The organism is Clostridium sp. OM05-6BH, assembly GCF_003481635.1.
Classification (GTDB): domain Bacteria; phylum Bacillota; class Clostridia; order Lachnospirales; family Lachnospiraceae; genus Butyribacter.
Map to the genome: position 1 here is coordinate 70636 of NZ_QULH01000011.1, position 19388 is coordinate 90023.

The 19388-nt window shown below is 40.4% G+C and carries 21 protein-coding genes; 2 read left to right on the forward strand and 19 right to left on the reverse strand.

The annotated features are described in order from the left end of the window. Positions 1-8 precede the first annotated feature (8 nt). The 10 genes from DXB73_RS10060 to DXB73_RS10110 form a co-directional block, all read right to left on the reverse strand. A complete protein-coding gene (locus tag DXB73_RS10060; RefSeq protein ID WP_118691027.1) occupies positions 9-914 on the reverse strand; it encodes a DpnII family type II restriction endonuclease in 906 nt (301 codons plus the stop codon). Position 915: 1 nt separating this feature from the next. Further along, positions 916-1629, reverse strand: a complete 714-nt coding sequence (locus DXB73_RS10065) for an NgoBV family restriction endonuclease (protein WP_182448304.1) — start codon at positions 1627-1629, stop codon at positions 916-918. Between the two features lie 82 nt (positions 1630-1711). Beyond that, positions 1712-3178: a DNA (cytosine-5-)-methyltransferase gene (gene dcm / locus DXB73_RS10070; protein WP_118691029.1), complete on the reverse strand. Its 1467-nt coding sequence runs from the start codon at positions 3176-3178 to the stop codon at positions 1712-1714. Positions 3179-3266: 88 nt separating this feature from the next. Beyond that, entirely contained in the window at positions 3267-3710 is a 444-nt protein-coding gene (locus DXB73_RS10075; RefSeq protein ID WP_182448305.1) for a TnpV protein, read from the reverse strand. An 82-nt stretch (positions 3711-3792) separates the two neighbouring features. After that, on the reverse strand, positions 3793-5211 hold the full coding sequence (locus DXB73_RS10080; protein ID WP_182448306.1) for a plasmid recombination protein: 1419 nt from the start codon (positions 5209-5211) through the stop codon (positions 3793-3795). 566 nt (positions 5212-5777) lie between these two features. Further along, positions 5778-5960, reverse strand: a complete 183-nt coding sequence (locus DXB73_RS10090; RefSeq protein ID WP_243104038.1) for a DNA ligase — start codon at positions 5958-5960, stop codon at positions 5778-5780. Positions 5961-6274: 314 nt separating this feature from the next. Then, complete coding sequence (locus DXB73_RS10095) at positions 6275-7489, reverse strand: AAA family ATPase (RefSeq protein ID WP_118691033.1); 1215 nt, start codon at positions 7487-7489, stop codon at positions 6275-6277. Then, complete coding sequence (locus DXB73_RS10100) at positions 7486-7809, reverse strand: mobilization protein (protein WP_118507865.1); 324 nt, start codon at positions 7807-7809, stop codon at positions 7486-7488. Before DXB73_RS10100 ends, DXB73_RS10095 begins: the two co-directional genes overlap by 4 nt. A 38-nt stretch (positions 7810-7847) precedes the next feature. Further along, positions 7848-8999 carry a site-specific integrase gene (locus DXB73_RS10105; RefSeq protein WP_118691034.1) on the reverse strand — a complete coding sequence of 384 codons (1152 nt, stop codon included), beginning with the start codon at positions 8997-8999 and terminating at the stop codon, positions 7848-7850. A gap of 48 nt (positions 9000-9047) precedes the next feature. Then, entirely contained in the window at positions 9048-9233 is a 186-nt protein-coding gene (locus tag DXB73_RS10110; RefSeq protein WP_118507866.1) for a DNA-binding protein, read from the reverse strand. Positions 9234-9473: 240 nt separating this feature from the next. Here DXB73_RS10110 and DXB73_RS10115 point away from each other — a divergent pair, with 240 nt between their 5' ends. Then, positions 9474-9935, forward strand: coding sequence for a helix-turn-helix transcriptional regulator (locus DXB73_RS10115; RefSeq protein WP_118691035.1), 462 nt, complete (start codon positions 9474-9476; stop codon positions 9933-9935). Between the two features lie 550 nt (positions 9936-10485). On the opposite strand, the gene guaA is transcribed toward DXB73_RS10115, so the two are convergent. The 6 genes from guaA to DXB73_RS10145 all read right to left on the reverse strand — a co-directional run bounded on the left by guaA (position 10486) and on the right by DXB73_RS10145 (position 16899). Beyond that, positions 10486-12060 carry a glutamine-hydrolyzing GMP synthase gene (guaA, locus tag DXB73_RS10120; protein ID WP_118691036.1) on the reverse strand — a complete coding sequence of 525 codons (1575 nt, stop codon included), beginning with the start codon at positions 12058-12060 and terminating at the stop codon, positions 10486-10488. A gap of 81 nt (positions 12061-12141) precedes the next feature. Beyond that, positions 12142-13383, reverse strand: a complete 1242-nt coding sequence (locus DXB73_RS10125; protein ID WP_118691037.1) for a HAMP domain-containing sensor histidine kinase — start codon at positions 13381-13383, stop codon at positions 12142-12144. Positions 13384-13428: 45 nt separating this feature from the next. Beyond that, a complete protein-coding gene (locus DXB73_RS10130; RefSeq protein ID WP_118691038.1) occupies positions 13429-14316 on the reverse strand; it encodes a response regulator transcription factor in 888 nt (295 codons plus the stop codon). Position 14317: 1 nt separating this feature from the next. Further along, entirely contained in the window at positions 14318-14926 is a 609-nt protein-coding gene (locus DXB73_RS10135; RefSeq protein ID WP_118691039.1) for a GTP pyrophosphokinase family protein, read from the reverse strand. 147 nt (positions 14927-15073) lie between these two features. Continuing rightward, entirely contained in the window at positions 15074-15868 is a 795-nt protein-coding gene (locus tag DXB73_RS10140) for an HD domain-containing protein (RefSeq protein WP_118691040.1), read from the reverse strand. Between the two features lie 671 nt (positions 15869-16539). After that, positions 16540-16899 carry a phage integrase N-terminal SAM-like domain-containing protein gene (locus DXB73_RS10145; RefSeq protein ID WP_118691041.1) on the reverse strand — a complete coding sequence of 120 codons (360 nt, stop codon included), beginning with the start codon at positions 16897-16899 and terminating at the stop codon, positions 16540-16542. Between the two features lie 202 nt (positions 16900-17101). On the opposite strand from DXB73_RS10145, the gene DXB73_RS10155 reads away from it, so the two are divergent. Continuing rightward, the gene (locus tag DXB73_RS10155) at positions 17102-17320 is read left to right on the forward strand and encodes a hypothetical protein (RefSeq protein ID WP_118691042.1); all 219 of its coding nucleotides are present in this window, start codon (positions 17102-17104) and stop codon (positions 17318-17320) included. Here the strand turns inward: DXB73_RS10155 and DXB73_RS10160 are convergent. The 3 genes from DXB73_RS10160 to DXB73_RS10170 form a co-directional block, all read right to left on the reverse strand. Next, positions 17295-17579, reverse strand: coding sequence for a restriction endonuclease subunit S (locus DXB73_RS10160; RefSeq protein ID WP_243104044.1), 285 nt, complete (start codon positions 17577-17579; stop codon positions 17295-17297). The two genes, DXB73_RS10155 and DXB73_RS10160, sit on opposite strands and share 26 nt — an antisense overlap. Before the next feature lie 400 nt (positions 17580-17979). Continuing rightward, the gene (locus DXB73_RS10165; RefSeq protein WP_022024328.1) at positions 17980-18372 is read right to left on the reverse strand and encodes a hypothetical protein; all 393 of its coding nucleotides are present in this window, start codon (positions 18370-18372) and stop codon (positions 17980-17982) included. Between the two features lie 203 nt (positions 18373-18575). After that, on the reverse strand, positions 18576-19256 hold the full coding sequence (locus tag DXB73_RS10170; RefSeq protein WP_118691048.1) for a TIGR00266 family protein: 681 nt from the start codon (positions 19254-19256) through the stop codon (positions 18576-18578). Between the last annotated feature and the right edge of the window lie 132 nt (positions 19257-19388).

Here is a 19388-nt window from a genome sequence, read left to right on the forward strand (position 1 = left end):
TTATTTCTCTATTTGCAATAGAAATCCAGAATGGCTCCCAAGTTTGATAAAGTGTTCAAATTAAGTACATAATCTGATGCAGAATAAATTCTCTCTAGGTCCTTTTGGCGAGCAATCCAGCCTGCACCATCAATAATGTTTATAAAAATCATTTTATCATTATCATGCATATTTCTGTTAATTACTTCCTTAGCAACATTTATCATAGTTTCCCGTTTTGTTGACTGACCACTACCGGTAGTTACCATATAAGAAACCTCTATTAAAATTTGCGGCTTCTGTAAATTAGGAATCACAAAATCAATATTTCGATCAAAAATTTTCTTTCTGCATACATATCGATTTCCTATATGTTTCTGTAACATCTCTTCAACTAAATTCTCAACTTCTCTTCCCACCTGTGTACTATATGTTCCTTTAAATGAATTTTTTATCATTTCTGGCAATACCTTTGGTGATGAAAATGCTTTTAATTTCTTAGTATCAATTAAAAGTTGATCTAAGACAAAACGCGGAATATCATTACTATAGTCCCTTTCTCCCAGCAGCAATCCGCATATTTCTTTCATATAAAACTCATCGCTCAACATCTTTGTTCTGGTTTCATTGATACTCCACTCAGAAACAAACTTCTGACCATGATTACGCCGTATCATTGAAACAACTCGTTTAAAATTTTCCTCTGACAATCCTAGCAAACTAGTTAAATTGTGCAAAGAATCCTTTTCTTCAGCAATATAGCTTTTCAATCCCTCATATGTACTAATCGCTTCAATCCTCTTATAAATTTTTCTAGTTTCTCTTTGTCTAATTTTTTGCTCATGTTCCATTTTGTCTTCAAAACTTTCGTCTATATAAAAAGAAGTCATTGAATCTACAAAATCCGAAAACATGATTTTTTCTGGTTTATTCATATTATTTTGTTCCTTTCACATACTGCATTACTCTATTGAGCATATTTTCACCAGAATATCGCTCATACTCAACAACAACATCATCCAACCATGCTTTTGATACTTTTGTCTGGTTAGTATCACTTAGATGTGTTTTATATAATGCTGCAATAAACTCTTCCTTACAAGAAAACGGTTTTAATGTTCCTCTACTATTTTCTTTCCAATTTGCAGGACGAATATTGTATATTTGCCCCTTTTTCCTTTGACATTTCAAAGCGAAATCCTGTGCCGGTCCCGTTATTTCCCATACCTTTTTGCACCACATATCTTGAATAGAAATGTTACCCTGATCATCACTTAAATATGCAAATATAAGATAATCACTATCTAATCTCCATGGTTTTTGTCGGATAGAATCAACATATCCAAAATAATTTGCAACATCAAAAGCTGCATTTCTGGTTGCATAATAAGTTTTCATCTCACACAAATTCTTTTCGTCCGATTCCGACAAGTAAAAATCTGGAAAAGTCTGTCCCTTTGCACTTCTAAAATATATGTCGTTCTCCTTCAAAAACTGTCCCAACCACTCTTGAAGTGCATTGCCAATTATATCGTTCTGCTTAATGACAACCTCTGTTCCATTAAGTGACATTTTTATTTGTCCAATTGCATCATTAATATTTTGTTTTTTTAACAACTCAATTATTTCAGATGCCGTTATATATTTCATTATATTCACCGCCATTCTACTTTTCTTTTTATTATAACATACATTTTCATTAAATACACAAAAAGCAACCGCAATAAGGGATTTAAACCCTTAATGCAGTTGCAATCTTTTCTGAGATAGCTTCTATTACTGGCACACAAACCGTATTGCCTAGTAAATCAAACGCCTCACTCTCCTTAACCACACCTAAATCATACGTCTCCGGATCATACCCACATAGTCTTTGACCTTCTCTTATGGTTAATTTTCTAATTCCATCCCCATCTATGACTCCCAACTTTGAAACATCCATCGCTACCAGAGTAGGAGCTAATTTTTTCGGATCAAGAACCTTCGAAAATTCAAATGACAACTTTCCCGCCACAATATTGTATCCCTTTGGCTTGTTTAGATCCGGTTTTCGCTGACCGTCTACTAATGCTTTAGGGTGCTCATATGCCAAATATCCTTTTTTTACTAGGTCATCTAGCATTTCTTGTAAATTATCAACATCATAAAATGTTCGTATTTGATTCAAAGTTAACGGCATACCATCCATCCACTTTATTCCAATTTCTTTTGCCCATTTTTTCTTTCGTCGTTCTTTTAATAAAATATTTAACAGTTTTCTCTGTTCTTTAGTGGTTTTTCCCTTCAAATCAATATCCCACGAATGAATATTGTCTTTTCCCCCTCTTTTATCCTTTATTGATTTTCCTAAAACTTCATCTGGAGAATAGTTAGCAAATAAACATTTCGAAAATTTACTTTTTACTGTTGGCAATCCTTTCTCCATAATGTCCCCAAAATTTGCTGTCGTCACATCAAATTCGTTTAAATCAATTTTTTTATTAAGCGTCCCAACAATATATATTCTTTTTCTACTCTGTGCAAGTCCAAAATATTGTGAATCCAATACTTTCCAAGAAACTTGATAACTTAAAGACTCTAATTTATTGATAATGACCCTCAACGTATTCCCATTATCATGATTAACCAAGCCCTCAACATTTTCCAGCAAAAATGCTTTTACAGGATTATCTTCCATAATACGATCTCTCAATATACGTTCAATTTCAAAAAACAATGTTCCCCTCGTATCTGAAAAACCTAAGCCTTTCCCTGCCGAACTAAACGGTTGACATGGAAATCCTGCAAGCAGCACATCAAAATCAGGAATATCTTTTGTTTTAACCTGCGTAATATCCCCATATATTTTTTCATTTCCAAAATGATTTTGATACGCCTTAATTGCATATTTTTTAATTTCTGATGTAAACACACATTTTGTTTCGAACCCACTTTTTTTCATTGCCTGTTCAAAGCCCAAGCGTATTCCACCTAAACCAGCAAACAAATCTATCACTCGTATCGTCTTTTGCTTCATCTGTTGTTGTCTTGCTATCTCCATCATCAACAAGTTAACACATCTTTCAGAAAAAGAAGATCCTATACCGTAGTATTCTATTTCTTCTTTTTGTTCGTTTGTTAAATATACTTTATATCCATTCTTTCTATCACTTGCAGGAATAGCCTTTCTTCCTGCATGAGTTTGTTTTTCAGCCACCATGTAATCATCCTCCATTTCATGATTATATAGTATCATTTTTCCTTTAATTTTACAACCCTTAAAATTGCATTTTCAAGGAACCAATTCTCTACCTTTTCTTCAGTTTTCTCTCCACCTCCCCTTCCACATTCGCCTTAATCCCATTCACCCGTCTCACCCATTCCATCGGATCCTCCGCTTTCATCCGTTCATCCACGCCATCCTTCTCCATGATCCGTTTCAACGCCAGATCCACTTCCCGGTGACACTCCTCGTCCACCTCATGCAGATACCGATTCCAAGTTCCATTCTGCAGCATCATCCGATATTCATGTGCTTTGTGTTCCCACATATATTCTGCCCGGATCAATCCATACTTTCCAATGGAATAGTCTGTTTCCTGCTCAAATGTCAGATCAGGATAGTAACAGCCATCCTCTGCCAAGTGATAAATCAATCCGTTTTCCTCTATCACTTCCGGCAACACCTGCTCCCCTAAATCTCTTGTAGAAACTTCTTCCATCTTCCTCATATCCTGTAATTCTTCTCTCATCGTAATTCTGTCATCCTTTCTTCCTAACGAATAAGAGAAAGTTATCTCTCTCTTATCCCAATTATCTAAATTAAATGCCCTTTTATCGTCTGTGTAAATGTTCTTCTCCTTTACCCGGCAGTATATCGGCGATCCTCTCCTTAAAGGCATCCCACAGATTCCTACCATTGATCTTCAGCTCTCGCATAAATCCTTCGGCTTTATCAAGAATCTGTCGAAGCGTATTGTTTTCACTTTGAATCTTCTGATTCTCATACTCCAACTTCTCTTTTTCATATCGTATTTTCACTATTTCATCAAAAAATTCTGCCTGCCGGTCTGTCACCGCTACACTGCTATATTTATAATACAAGTCCTCTGCCGTTTTCAGATGAGAAGTAACTTGTCGTTTGGCTTCCTCCGTTTCTTCTATTACACGATCACGCTCCGCCCTGACAACACCTGTTTCTGCCTGCATTGTCTCCATCTCATCCTTTGCAGTAGCCAATGCCAGTTCCATACTTTCCTTATCCGTCAGCAGCTTTTCAACTTCATCCTGCAACTTGCCGTGCTGATTTGCAAGCAGCTTGTAATCCCCTTGCAATAACCGATAGTCTCCCTGAAGTTGATCACATTCCAAGCGAAGCGTTTCCTTGCTATTCAGCAAATTTCCGTGTTCTCTTTGCAATGCATCATACTTCTGTTTCAGTTCATTACTCAGCGACAAATAATGTAAATATCTATCCTCTGCTTCCTCCTGCTTAACCTCCCATTGTCTGTAAGATTGCTCCATCTCCGCCATTTGCTTTCTCTGTGTACGCAACTTTTCCCAATTTGATTCCATACATCTTTCCTGCTGTTCCATAGTATCTGCCTTGTCCTGAAGTCTTCGTTCTAATTCTTCTACTTCCTGCTTTCGCATCTTTTTCTCATAGTTGTACACTGACAAATGCTTTTCATGAGTCCCTAGTTTCTTCCACCCAAAGCCACGTTGCTGCATTAGAGTTACAAGATTTTCCTTTTCGTTTCGCACCCATTGCATACTTTCCGTATCATTCCGTCCTGTTCCGGCAAAACCAAGTGCTTTCATAGCACCCTTTAAGGACACCTTTGTTGATATGCCTCGTTTATTTCCTTCGGAAAAGGGAACAAAATCGATATGAAGATGCGGAGTCTGTTCATCCATATGAAGAACTGCATTGAACACCCGCAGACTCGGATTTCTTTCTTCAAATCCCCTCATGTATTCTTCAAGGATCTGTCTGACCACTACAGTCTCCTCCATCATACAGTTGGAATCCTTCATATTCCCAATCTGAACAATGACCTCCGTGAACAAATGCTCCTGATGACCATCCTTTATCTTATTGTAATAATCTTGAATTATTCGATCTTTCCGTTTCTGCTTAGCATTATATTCTTCCACAGCCTCGTCAAACAGTTCGTGATAAATTCCCCTGAGGTCTCTCTGCACAAATACAACATTTTGACTTATCCTGTCGGCATCTACATTCTCTGCCACAAATACCCTGTTATTATGTTTTAGGCATCCATTGCCTATCGTTACCGAAATCGTTCTCTCCATATGCGATCAGTCCTTTCTTTTTATCCATTAATTGCTTCTGTAAAAATTCTCTGCTCATTGTTTTATTCCTCCAATCTGCTTTGCATTTTTTAATCTCGATATCATCAATCAGCGCATTATTTCTGTGCATGATAAAGTTTCGAAGAAGCCTCGCTTCCCTTAGTTGAATTTCTAAAGTAATTCTTTCTCTGGGATTTCATATTCCAGTCAAAGTCAAGCCGCTAGGCGATGACTGAGATGGAATATGTTTTGTTACTTTTGTCAAAAGTAACGCAAAGGCGCTTTTGGCTGCGACGCCTCCAAAAATGCAACCTGCTCCGAACGGTAAACCGTTCTTCTCAGGCTTTGCGCCCTGCCGGGAGCTTAACTTCCGCATCCAGTCAGTGAAAATACCGCTGCATTGCACCGATATTTTCCTGCCATCTGCTCGTAAGTCCTACTCCAATCTCTTAGAAATACTACTTTTACCTCGTAAAGCTGTCTTATCTTATTCTCTCCGCATACTACTTCAATCCCTTATATTCTCTAGCTTTCGCCACTTTGTCCATTACAGATAAAAGAGCATCCACCGTGCTTTCTTCCCACCCGGCTAACCATATCAGTGTCCGGATTTCTTCCTGCAACAGATCTACATCACGCGGAAATTTCAGCATCTTTTCCATCTGCCGGCTTTGATATTCCGTCAATCCAACCACCCCGTTTCATTCAGATGTGCTAGTGTAAAGTGATAGTTTTTCCCGCTTTTGCTAGTGTAAAGCTATATCAATTTCTGAAAATGATAGTGCAAAGTGATAGCACCGTCTACTCCTTCTCCGGCACATATATATTTTTTGATAGCAAATTTTTAAAAAGATATAGTTTTTTCTATCTTTTTCGCTGAAAATATATAGAAACTGCTATCTATGCATCCATCTGTGACGGTCGTGACGATGGTGACGATATTTTCACTACACCCCGGCATCAAAAATACCGTCACAACCGTCGCATATCGTCACGCTTTCTAACTTGCAGGAGAATTTATCGAATTCTTTACAAGTTCCTCATCTTTTACAACATAGTCTGTTACATTATCTTTCTTCTCAAGGGATATCACCCGACCATTGTGTCCACGGCTGGCAGCATAACGAATGCCATGATCCAGATACAACCGCTCCACACTAACATTCAATTTTCGTGTCAGAACATTCGGCTGCATATTCAAACCACTTAATTCCTGAAGCAGTTCTGTGGCTGTTCCCTGCCACGAATGCCGCAGACTCATAAATTCCACGATTTGTTCCAACACTTCATCCGGTGGCTCTTTCCAAAGCTCCGTTTCCGCTTTCACCAGTTTCCATACACACTGCTCTCTTTCAAATTCAAGCGACAGTTTCTGGTCTGGTTGATCACGCCCGGCAATCTCCAATGTTGCTTTATTCTGCGTACGCTTTTCCTTCTGCATAACAAACGCTCCATCCGCCGCCCCAAGCAGACCGTTGGTGCCGGAGATCATATCGAAACTATCCGAAGATTCCAGTTTTCTCGTATGATGAACCAGCAAAAGACAAATTGCATGTTCATCGCTGAATTTCTTATGCCGGGTAACAATATCATAGTCACTAGCATAACTGTATTTGTCTCCGCCAACCTCCCGGACTTTCTGCAGCGTGTCAATAATGATCAGCCGTGCATCCTTATGTTCCGCTACAAACCGGCTCAATTGTTCTTCCAATCCCTGATTTAATGTCTTGGATCGTGTTGCCAAATGAAAAGCATCTGTACTTTCTACCCCAAACATTCTTGAAAGACGTTTCTGCAGTCTGCCATAATCGTCCTCCAATGCAAGATACAATACAGTTCCACCATTGACAGGATAATCCCACAACTGTATTCCCCGGCTCACATGATATCCAAGCTGTGCCATAAAAAATGACTTTCCAACCTTCGGTGCACCCACAAACAAATACGTCCCATTGTAGAGTAACCCATCCACGATCGGCACTTTCGGCGGATAAACGGTATCGTATAGTTCTTCCATTGTAACCGTCTGCAGAATGTCCTGTCTGGATTTCCCCGGACTGACTTTTTTGTCTGTTATCCCCACATTTCCTGTGGCTTGCAGATTGTTTTGTCTCTGATCATCTGTTATAATTTCGTTGTGTTTATTACATAACGGCTGCTTCCCATCTGCGCCAACAGATGATCCCGGAGCAGTCGCTTTTTTCTTATTCATCATTCCTCTTCCTCCTTCATTCCATCGAGAGTAATCGCCACAAGCTGTAAAGTATAAAGAAATTCCTCACTCAGTTCCGCTGCGTTCTCTATGCGTTTTAATTCTTGATAGATCTGTAACATCTGATCCCGCAATGCTTTATATACCCGTGGATTTCCCTGCACAACAATGTCCTGGCACTGCAGCCTGCGGATAATATAATCCTGCTTGGTCAACCCGGATAATCGAACCATGCGGTCAATCTGTTCACTTTCCTCCTGCGACACTCGAAATGCCACTGTCTTATGTCTCCACCTTCCCTGATGATCTAATCTTCTATCCATCGTAGTCCAACCTTCCTTTCTGTCACCGTAAAATGTTATCACCCTTTATAACCGGCATCTTCTGCGTCCTTCTTGATCTGATCAACAGATATTTCTTCCTCAATATTTCCAGTCAGGACAATATCTGTTATCCTCTCAACATCCAGCCGGTTCGCCATTTCCGTCTGTTTATTCGGGAACAAATGAGCATAACGATAGGTAATGTCAATACTCTCATGCCCCACCCGGTCAGCGATCGCCAGTGCAGAAAATCCCATTTCTATCAAAAGTGAAATGTGCGAATGTCGCAAGTCATGAATGCGGATTCTTTTCACCCCTGCCGCTTTGGCACCACGATCCATTTCATGATGCAGATATGACTTTGTGATCTGAAAGATCCGTTCGTTTTTGCCAATGTCATATAACATTCGAATATAGTCCTGCATTTCCTCACAAAGAAACTTCGGCATCTTGATCGTGCGGTTACTTTTAACCGTTTTAGGAGAAGTAATGACATCACGTCCTTTTAAACGCTGATATGATTTGTTGATCGTCACTGTCTGTCTTTCGAAATCAAAATCCACCGGTGTCAGTGCCAGCAGTTCTCCCATCCGAACACCACACCAATACAACATTTCAAATGCATAGTATGACCTCGGCTTGTCCATCATAGCATCCGCAAACTTCAGATATTCTTCCTTCGTCCAAAAGAGCATTTCTTTATGTTCTTCACACCCCATCGTACCGGCTTTCTGTGCCGGATTACTCGGTAAGTGATAGAATCGCACCGCATGATTAAATATCGCACTAAGCTGGCTGTGAATCGTCTTTAAGTATGTGGGTGAATAGACTTCCCCATTCTCTCCCTGATATCCCAAAAGTTTACTCTGCCAGGCGATCACATCCTTCGGCTCTATCTCCGCAATCTTGCGGTTGCCAAAATACGGCAGTATCTTCGTCCGTATAATATGGCTCTTGGATTCCCATGTGTTTTCCTTTACCCGTTTCTTTTTATCCGCTTCATAGACTTCAAAAAAGCTGGCAAAGGTCATATCAAGCTTCGATTCGCTTTTCAGCATCACCTCCCGTTCCCACTGCTGCGCCTTCCGCTTCGTCTTAAAACCTCTTTTCTGCGTCTGCTTTCGTTCGCCCTGCCAGTTGGTATAACGATAGATCACACGCCATTTATCACCGTCTTTATACACAGCCATAGCATCATCTCCTTTCCAGCTGCACTAGGATTACCGTATCTACAGCAGTCAGCCTTCTTCGCCGTAGCATAACTTCTTGCGAAAGAAGCTGGTATTCACTCTCCCGGATATCGTCAGATAGCCAAGCTCCCGCATCTCTGCATTAAGCTCCCGGACCACCTTGTACGCATAGGATTTGGACACCTTTAACTCTTCCGCCACTTCCTCAACTGTCATAAAATTCTTCTCCATCAGCATCACCTCCCTTCCAATGTTAAGGTTCATATACTAACTCAATTTGTTTAAGTTGTTGTTTGACATAATACTAAACATTTTAATTTAAGTCAAGTGGTTTTCAGGAAAATATTAACTTTTTTTGTTTAGTTATTCTTGCTATCCTGATTTGCTCATGATATACTCTACTTAAACAAAAATGTTTATCATTTTATTTGCAGAAACAAAATGGCAACAGCAATAAATTGGAGGACACATACCATGGCAATCGGACAAAGGATCAAATTTTTTCGCAACCGGAAAGGGTTTACGCAAAAACAGCTCGGTGAAATGCTCGGATTTCACGGCAAATCATCGGATGTACGCATGGCACAGTACGAATCGGAAGCACGCATTCCAAAACAGGCACTGATAAAAGAAATGGCTGACCGGCTGGAAGTTGACACAAAAGCATTAACTGTACCAAACATTGACAACTATTTAGGACTCATGCACACATTCTTCGCATTAGAAGATATGTATGGGCTGACCATCGAAGATCATGACGGCAATATCTGCTTTAGCTTTGATCCGGCAATAACAGAACCTCACTCAACACTTAATGACTACCTCAAAACATGGCTCCGGCAGAAAAACAAACTGGAGCATGGGGAGATCACCAAAGAACAATATGATGAATGGCGGTATAAGTATCCGGCACTGGAAACTCTGCAGAAAAAGTAAAATTTTTCCTATGTTACCAAAAAAAGCATCGTGACAAATATGCTTTAATTTGATAAAATTAATTTGCACATTGATACAACTATGCTAATAATCATTATTATCTTATCCACGAAAGCAGGGCTTCCTGTTGATTATATTTCACTCCTGTTTACCTCGATTCAAACTTGGGTTGTTGTGAAAGGAGATATCAAAATGACGAATTTGTTTGATTGGATTGTGAGCGGTGCATGCGGAGTGGATTCTTCAACTACTCGGCATTTAAAGTGAACAAGATAAAAATGATTTGGGCATCGCTTGGAGGTTCAAATCCTCCCCGCTCCGTTTAGGACTTTCTTAACATGAAAGTCCTCTTTTTATTTATCTCATCTACTAAACCACAACAAAAAACCTTACCGACTTCAGTCCTCACAACTGAAAATCAGTAAGGTTTTTATATGCAATAAAATAATTTACTCAATGAATAACGAAAAAATGTTGCCAAATCGTTGCCATGTTCTAAACAAATTTGTTTGGAGCAGGCATAAATTATAGCTTTATTTTCCCATACACATTATTCAAACTCTATCGTTCCAGGCGGCTTGCTCGTCAGATCATAAAAGATACGATTTACGCCTTTCACCTCATTAATAATTCGCGTCATGACTGTCTGCAGCACCTCAAATGGAATCTGTGCGCTTTCTGCCGTCATGAAATCGATGGTCTGTACTGCACGCAGGGCAACCGCATAGTCATAGGTTCTTTCGTCTCCCATGACACCAACGCTTCGCATGTTGGTGAGTGCTGCGAAGTACTGGTTTGGCATCCAAGGTGCTTCTTTGCCGTGTTCGTTTTTGTAGGCTTCTGCAGCCTTATCCACTTCTTCACGATAGATGAAATCAGCGTCCTGTACGATGCGAACTTTATCAGCGTTTACCTCGCCGATGGTACGAATGCCAAGTCCCGGACCTGGGAATGGCTGACGGAATACGAGTTTTTCCGGAATGCCAAGTTCCAAACCTGCCTTACGCACTTCATCTTTGAACAGATCACGCAAAGGCTCGATGATTTCCTTGAAATCTACGAAGTCCGGTAATCCACCTACATTGTGGTGGCTCTTGATGACAGCGGATTCACCGCCAAGACCGGATTCTACAACATCCGGGTAAATGGTTCCCTGTGCCAAAAAGTCTACCGCACCGATCTTCTTTGCTTCTTCCTCAAAGACGCGGATAAATTCTTCACCAATGATTTTGCGCTTATGCTCCGGCTCGGTAACCCCTGCCAGTTTGCTATAGTAACGATCCTGTGCATTGACACGGATAAAGTTAAGATCGAAGTCTCCTGCCGGTCCAAATACCTGCTCAACCTCGTCGCCTTCATTTTTACGAAGAAGTCCGTGATCTACAAATACACAAGTAAGCTGTTTACCGATTGCCTTGGAGAGCAGACCTGCTGCAACAGAGGAATCTACACCACCGGACAATGCCAAAAGCACTTTGCCATCGCCAACTTTTTCGCGGATCAGCTTGACCTGCTCTTCTACGAAGGAGTCCATACGCCAAGTACCCGCACAGCCGCAAATGCCGCGTACAAAGTTGTACAGCATTTCTGTTCCCTGCTGTGTATGAAGCACTTCCGGATGGAACTGGATCGCATAAAGATTACTTGCTGTATTTTGAGCTGCCGCTACCGGGCAGTCTGCTGTATGTGCAATGATTTCAAAACCTGGAGCAACTTTTGAAATATAATCAAAATGGCTCATCCAGCACACGGTGTTTTCATGAATCCCCTTGAACAAAGGAACTTCCGTATTAACAGCCACGTCTGTTTTGCCGTATTCGCGCACAGGTGCTTTCTCGACTTTACCGCCAAGAACATGCTGCATTAACTGAGCACCATAGCAAAGTCCCAACACTGGGATTCCCAGTTCAAAAAGTTCTTTAGAATAAGTAGGGGCACCCTCTTCATAGCAGCTATTCGGTCCACCTGTTAAGATGATTCCTTTCGGATTCATCGCCTTGATCTTTTCTATATCAGTTTTGTAAGAATAAATCTCGCAATATACATTACATTCTCTGACTCTTCGTGCGACCAACTGATTATACTGTCCGCCAAAGTCCAGCACGATGACTAATTCCTTATTCAATGTAGTACCTCCTTGTGTTTTAACAATATGGTTCTATCATACATTATTTTCGAATTGGTTACAAGAGTGAGCTTAATTCGTTTATTTCGGCAAACTGACACGAAAAGTCACCATGCCATCTCCCGCTTTTGCAGTAATAGATCCCTTATGACTATCGACGATTTTTTTTGCAATGGACAGACCAATACCCTGCCCTCCGGTTTTGGAAGATCTGGAACTGTCACTGCGATAAAATCGGTCAAACATCCGCTTAGTATCCGGAAGCTCTTTTTCGGTAGTATTTTTCACAACTAATACCGCACCATGTTGTGTTTTAGTAAGACGCCATACGATCTTGCCCCCGTCATTGACATATTTCGCAGCATTTTCGGTAAGAATGGATACCAACTGTGCAATCTGTTCACGATTCACGCGAATCGTAACCCCCTCTTCCAGGTGCAGCTTTAATGTTACCTTCTTTTGTGTTGCAACTTCTTCAAATGGCCTGGTTGTTTCTTCTAATAGCAGCTTAAGATCTGCTTCTTGTTTTTCACTCTTTTCTTGAACCTCATCTAACTTTGCGAGAACGAGCAGTTGATTGATAAGCTTTCCCATATGTTTGGTCTGATCAATAATATTTTGCGTCCATTCATTTCCATCACCTTTGTACTGCAGTACCTCCGCATTTGCTGAAATAATGGCAAGCGGTGTTTTGAGTTCATGGCTGGCATCGGTGATAAACTGTTTTTGCCGGTTGGAATTGATTTCAAACGGACGAACTGCGCGTTTGGAAGCGATGGCAAAAATAACCGTGATCAAACAGGTGAGTAGTGTTGATACCGTGATGGTGATCGTCACTGCCAAGTGATAAAAACTCTGATTTTCTTTGCAGTCCAGAAAGATAATGGAACGCACTTGACCATCTTTATACTCTTTGCGGTAACGATAGCTGCCTACCAGACCTACCTTTCCCCTGCGAAGCATCGCTATCTTAGTCATTCGAACTGCCCTTTTCTCATCAACCGCCGCAATGTGATCCATATTTACGTTGGTCACTTTTTTGTCTTCATCCAAAAAAATCCGGAAAAATCGAGTGCGATAAGACGAATCCTCATTATAATTGTTAAAATATCTTTCAAAGGCCTGACTGTTTTTTTGCTGCTGTTTGTAATCTTTTAATTGTGGGACGGTACCATTATTTTCACTGATCATCGCTGTGATCTGGTCCGCCTGACGATTCCGATATGCTCCAAAACACATAACTAGAATGATCGTCATAACCATAAATGCAGCGACCACAGACGCAAAAACAATCCCGATCATTTTCAAGCGCATTTTTTTCATAAGTCCAGCCACTCCTTCCTACTACAATCTATTTATGGTTAGCTTCTATGCAGTCTTACGAAGCTGTATGATTTCTTCCTCTTGCACCAACTGCAGATTGCCATGGATCTGCACCAATTTATTGTTGATATAGGCAATATATAGTGCAATTTCTTCCGTGTCAACTTCTCCCGGAAATACTCGTTTTACAATTTCTTCTTTGGAATAACTGACATTTTCCTTTTCCAAAAATAAAGCAAGGAGCTTTGCTTCTTTGACGCTTAATATCAAACTGCCGGATTTTGCGGACAGTTCATTGCTCTCCAAGTCAAGTGTTACGTTGGCAAGATTCAATACCGTCTGCTGATACTCCTTATTGCGGCGCACCATTGCTTTCACCCTCGCAACGAGTTCGCCCATTGCAAACGGCTTGGCGAGATAATCGTCAGCTCCCATATTCAGTCCCTCGATACGATCTTCGGTCTCTGCTTTGGCAGTCAGCAGCAAAACCGGCGTATAATCTTCTCGGTCGCGCATATTTCTAGCCACTTCCGTCCCTTCCATACCGGGCATCATAATGTCAAGTATAGCAATATCAAAGTGCTCTTTTTGCAGTACCTCGTCTGCTGCCAGCCCGTCCATCACGGCCGTCACCTCAAATCCTTCCATCTTAAGGATCTCCGAAACTGCCATCGACAATCCCAACTCATCTTCCGCGTATAATATTTTTCCTTTTGTGCTCATATCCTTATCCTCGTTTCTGCATAGATTTCCATGCAAATATATCATGTATGCTAGTCTTTGCGTAATAACCATACATTCCTGTCTTTGCGCAACAGCCGTACATACCTGCCTTTGCGCAATTGCATACGTACCTGTCTTTGCGCAACAGCCATACATACCTGCCTTTGCGCAACAGCCATACATACCTGTCTTTGCACAATATCCGTACATACTAGCCTTTGCGTATCATGTCCCGCAATGTCTGCATCGTCAAGTCTGTGGACGCCATTTCTCCGGCACAGCGCTTCAGCTCTCTCTCGATCAATTCCACATTATCAATGTGTTTCTTGTACTTCATTTCATGCTCCAGGCTTGCCCAGCAATCCATCGCAATCGTTCGAAGCTGTACCTCTACTCGAATCGTGCCGCTTTCCGCTTCCGAAAACGGACATTCCAAGATCACGTGATAACTACGATAGCCATTTGGCTTAGGATTTGCAATATAATCCTTTTCTTTGACTACGCGGAACGTGCCATCTTGTTTCATGCGCTCGACTATATCGTACACCTCTCCCACAAAATGTGTCACTAAGCGAAATCCCACAATGTCGGAAACATTAGCAAGTGCAGAATCGGCCGTTGTCTCAAATCCTTTTTTATGTAACTTTTCCTGCATCCCCTCTGCCGTCTTAATACGGCTTCGAATATGTTCTACAGGTGTCTCCCCAGCTTGTTCCGCATAGGCATCTACCAACTTTCGCAACCATTGCAATATCTCCTGTTCCAGATTCTGCAGCGGTATATAATACTGTCCATAATAGGCACTTTGGTTTTCCTCCATAAAAATCCCCCTTCCCACAATCCACCTAAATTTTCCTATTGGATCGACAAAAATTAGACTAGAAGTATAACAAATCTTTATGAAAAAAGTGTGAATCTTTTTTTCCTTATACGCAATACTGCTAACTCGCCCCTGCAAAAGCCAGGATCACACAGTCTGCCGATTTTTTTCCGCCATCGCCTGTAAATGTTCCTGCATGATCTGTCTCATTTCCTGAAATTGCAGCATAAGTCCCTCGTTTGGACTTTGGAACGCTAACAATCGATCCAAATAGCCCTGTTCCTTGACAATTTCATAGCTTTGCGGAAACTCCAATTCAAAAACCAAAGCAATATGACCTGCCAAATTATCAATCGGCACTTTTTTCGTGTCTCTAAAAATCGCCTGTTTCTGTCGAAACTGCTGCATGACTTCTTCCGTGATGAGGTGTGCGTGGATCTGTTCCGTTGCCACATTATAGATTTCTTCCAGCGGAAAATCCGTAGCAACCTTTAGGATATCAATCTTGTCTGCATCCCGAATCACCTTTGCAAACAACATTTCACGATCATTCAACTGCGGATCGATTCGAAAAGCACTGTGCCAGTAAATCGCCTTCTTGATCAGCTCTTCATTTTCACCAGAGTTATCCATAAAGCGTGCCAATAATCCGTCCTGAAATAACAATTCCACACCAAAATGTGCATGATCGATCGATTGACTGTCTACAAAAGTATGAAAACGGCGAAGTTGTTCAAACCGTCCGATATCATGTAACATTCCGATCAGCCATGCCAATGCAATATCTTCCTCCGAAAGTCCTAATTTTTCAGCAATCTGTTCACTGATATCTGCCACTCGATAGGTATGTTCCACTTTTAATCGGATTTTTTCATCGTGTATATCATACCTGCCTGTATACTCTTGGAACACCTGCTTTACTCGTTCTCTATCTATCACCACAAAATTACCCCTTTCTCTTTGCAATCAAGTTCATTATGAACCTTTCTGTTTCATTGCGCAAGACATTACGTTTGCAAGCCAAATATGGAAAAGTGAAAGAAATTGAAAACGGCACAGACACTCCTATACTATGTTTTTGATAGCATAAAACTATTATTTGTCGTCTTGACGGACAAAATCTGCAAATTGGTTTTGGAGATCGATTGGTGGGACAAATCCTTTTAAAGCCTTTATTTTTCCTTGAAACAAATTAGCCTGTGATGAAGTTGTCTTGGAACTATTAATCTGCCCCTGTAAATAGTCAGAAGTAATCATATATTCAGCAAATGCAGGTTTGTGTCTATGCTTACAACGGACTTATTTATAGCCATCGTCAGCTTATGTCTTACATGCTTTGCTCTTGGTTATACCGTTGGTTCTAAGAGCAATGATAAAACACAAAAATGACCGCCAAGCCCTGGTAAACTAAGCGGTCATTTTGACTAAAACATATCAGGCTAACCGTCTATCGGTAGCACCTTCTTTATCAGTATACTAACATCTAACCGCTCATATGTCAAACATATATTCTATTTTAATCAGTTCTGCAAATCCGAATTTGTAAATTCTACATTTTTATGAAATCGATCCCACCAATAATTAATGATTTGAATCTACCATTCTATGCCAAATTAAAAAACGGCACCTGATATGCTTATTTGCCACCTTTCCATCAATCTTAAGCAATATATTTTCTGATAATCCACCAAATACTGACGCATCGTTTCCGTTGTGACTTTGCGAATTGGCTCATGAAGGTAGTTCAACAAATGATTGACCGTGGTACGATAATATTTCGTTGTCCTTTCAGAGCAACCTTCAATCTGTTTTGCCGTCAAAAACATTTCAAGAAACTCATGATTAGAAATATTTTGACGGCACAATTCATTTTCCGAAAATGTCTTTACAATTACCTCTTGCAGTTTCTTCATCTGCGCAATTGATAAATATGCTGACATCTCATTCAAAACTGTTGCTATTTTCTCGTTCATGTTAGTAAATCCTCCTAATATACCAACATCCTGCAACCATTCTGATTCATTATTTTATTCTCTTTATTGTATGTTAAACCCCGGTTTAACTGCTTTATCCAAAATATTCCTGCATCAAGGAATCAAATAAAAGCTTTGTTTCGTCCAACGATTTTTGAATCGCAACTTTTGATTTGTAACACAAAAGAGAGGAGAAAAAATCATGAGACAAACTGCAGGTGTCGTATGCGGCATAATTACAATTTTAATCTATGGAGTAGCGTTACTGCTAGCACTAGCAACGCAACAACAGGTTCAACCAGATGACAGATGGAAAGTATGGCTTACTTTTATTGCTGTAGCTGCAGTATTTTCAGCCATCCACCATGCACTTTGGTCTATCATCGATAACCAAGTTATGCTCTATCCAACCCCTCTTTAGGTTTCAAGACATGTGCATGATTATTAACCCAACACTTTCCAGAGACCCTATAAGCAATTGGTTTATCTTTGGATCCATAATTACCACCATCTTCAGCAAGCAAAACCAACTCGTCATCAAAAATATAATCTGACACATGCCCTTGAATACCGTTTGCGCCATAATAGGGATATTTTCCTTCTTTTCTATCTGATGCCGTAATTGGTACTCTCATTGAATCAAGTATTTCACAGCAATCCTCTAAAAATAATATATCCATCTGTCTCTTCCTACAAATTCATCCATACCGCAGTTGATTTTCTGACATATGTTTGTTATAATATTCTCGGTGCTACCCTATTCGGTAGGCGGTTAGCCTTCTCCACAGGAGTTATAGCCTTGTGTTTACATAGAAATCCTTTCAGGAAATCTAACGAGGAGGTTTTGTGCCTATGCTTACAACGGACTTATTTATAGCCATCGTCAGCTTATGTCTTACATGCTTTGCTCTTGGTTATACCGTTGGTTCTAAGAGCAATGATAAAACACAAAGATGACCGCCCTTCAGTCTGGTAAACTAAGCGGTCATTTTTGATCCATATATCAGGCTAACCGTCTATCGGTAGCACCTTCTTTATTAGTATACTAACATCTAACCACTCATATGTCAAACACATATTCTATTTAATCAGTTCTGCAAATCCGAATTTGTACAAATCCTTATGTAATTGCAATATATAATTTGCCGTTACAGGAATATAATCATAGTTTTTGTGAATTGTGTTCAACACATCTCGATATCCTGCAATCTCAGACTCATTTCTGCTCGCAGGAGTTGTCTTTTCAAGAACCAGATTTTTCAATCGATCCTCCGAAGTAAAGATGCCCTCAATTCTATTAGAAGCCTCTGTACTTTGGATCTTTGCCAATTCGACCAGCTCATTTAGTTCATCTCTATGAGCTTCAATAAACAATCTTTGCTCTCCCTTAAACTCGTGAATCAAGGTCAACTGTTTGACTATATCCGGGCTAAGAAGCTTTTGCCAATTCTCCTTATAATCAATGATTCTCACTTTTAATTACCTCATCCATCCTTCAATTTTACCGGTATATAGGCTGCAAAATTTTCTGTCAACATTATGAGACACAAACAGCAGGCAACATTTCGTTCCCTGCTGTTAAAAATCCTATCATCCGACAAAGATACTCCTGCCTGGAGATCAGTCTCACCATAATCAGTGTTCTGGCAATCAACTGATTTTCTCTCTGTCTTTGATTATTTACTAGGAATCATCCTAGCAATACGTCCAGCGAATTCGTTAATATTCTGCGTCTGCAAAATAACACGTCCCGGACCTACTAACCTGGTCAGGAAAAGACCTTCGCCACCTAAGAAAATATTTTTAAGACCTTTGACTGTCTCAATCTCGTAGCTGACAGAACGCTCAAACGCCACAACATTACCTGTGTCTACTTTAAGCACCTCTCCCGGCTGCAGATCTTTAATGACTTTGTCACCATCGATCTCCAAAAATGCCATACCGACACCGGACAGATCCTGCAAAATAAAGCCCTCACCGCCAAACAAACCGGCAGAAAACTTTTTCGTAAATGCGACATTTAAATTTACTCCCGGTTCTGCACAAAGGAATGCACCTTTCTGGCATACCATTCCACCTGTCTCGCCAACGTTGATAGGCATGATCTCACCGGCTACGGTTGATGCAAAAGCAATGGTTGTGCCCGGTGCCTGTGCTGTGTATCTCGCCATAAACATGGACTCACCGGCAAACATTCTTCCAACACCCTTCATAATTCCACCGTTGGTGCTCGTGCTCATTTCAATCCCGTCAGACTGCCAAACCATTCCACCTGACTGTGTGTACATTGACTCTCCGGCCTGATCAAACAAAATTTCCACTGCCGGCATAGTGTTTCCTACGATTCTGTACTGCATAAATACCTCCGTTTCAAATGCTTTTTCATCTTTCCATGTATATTCTAACATTTTTTCACTATACCAACAATATATTTTATTACTTATACTTCCCATACCGGAAGTTATTTCAAAACCACATATTGCTTATTA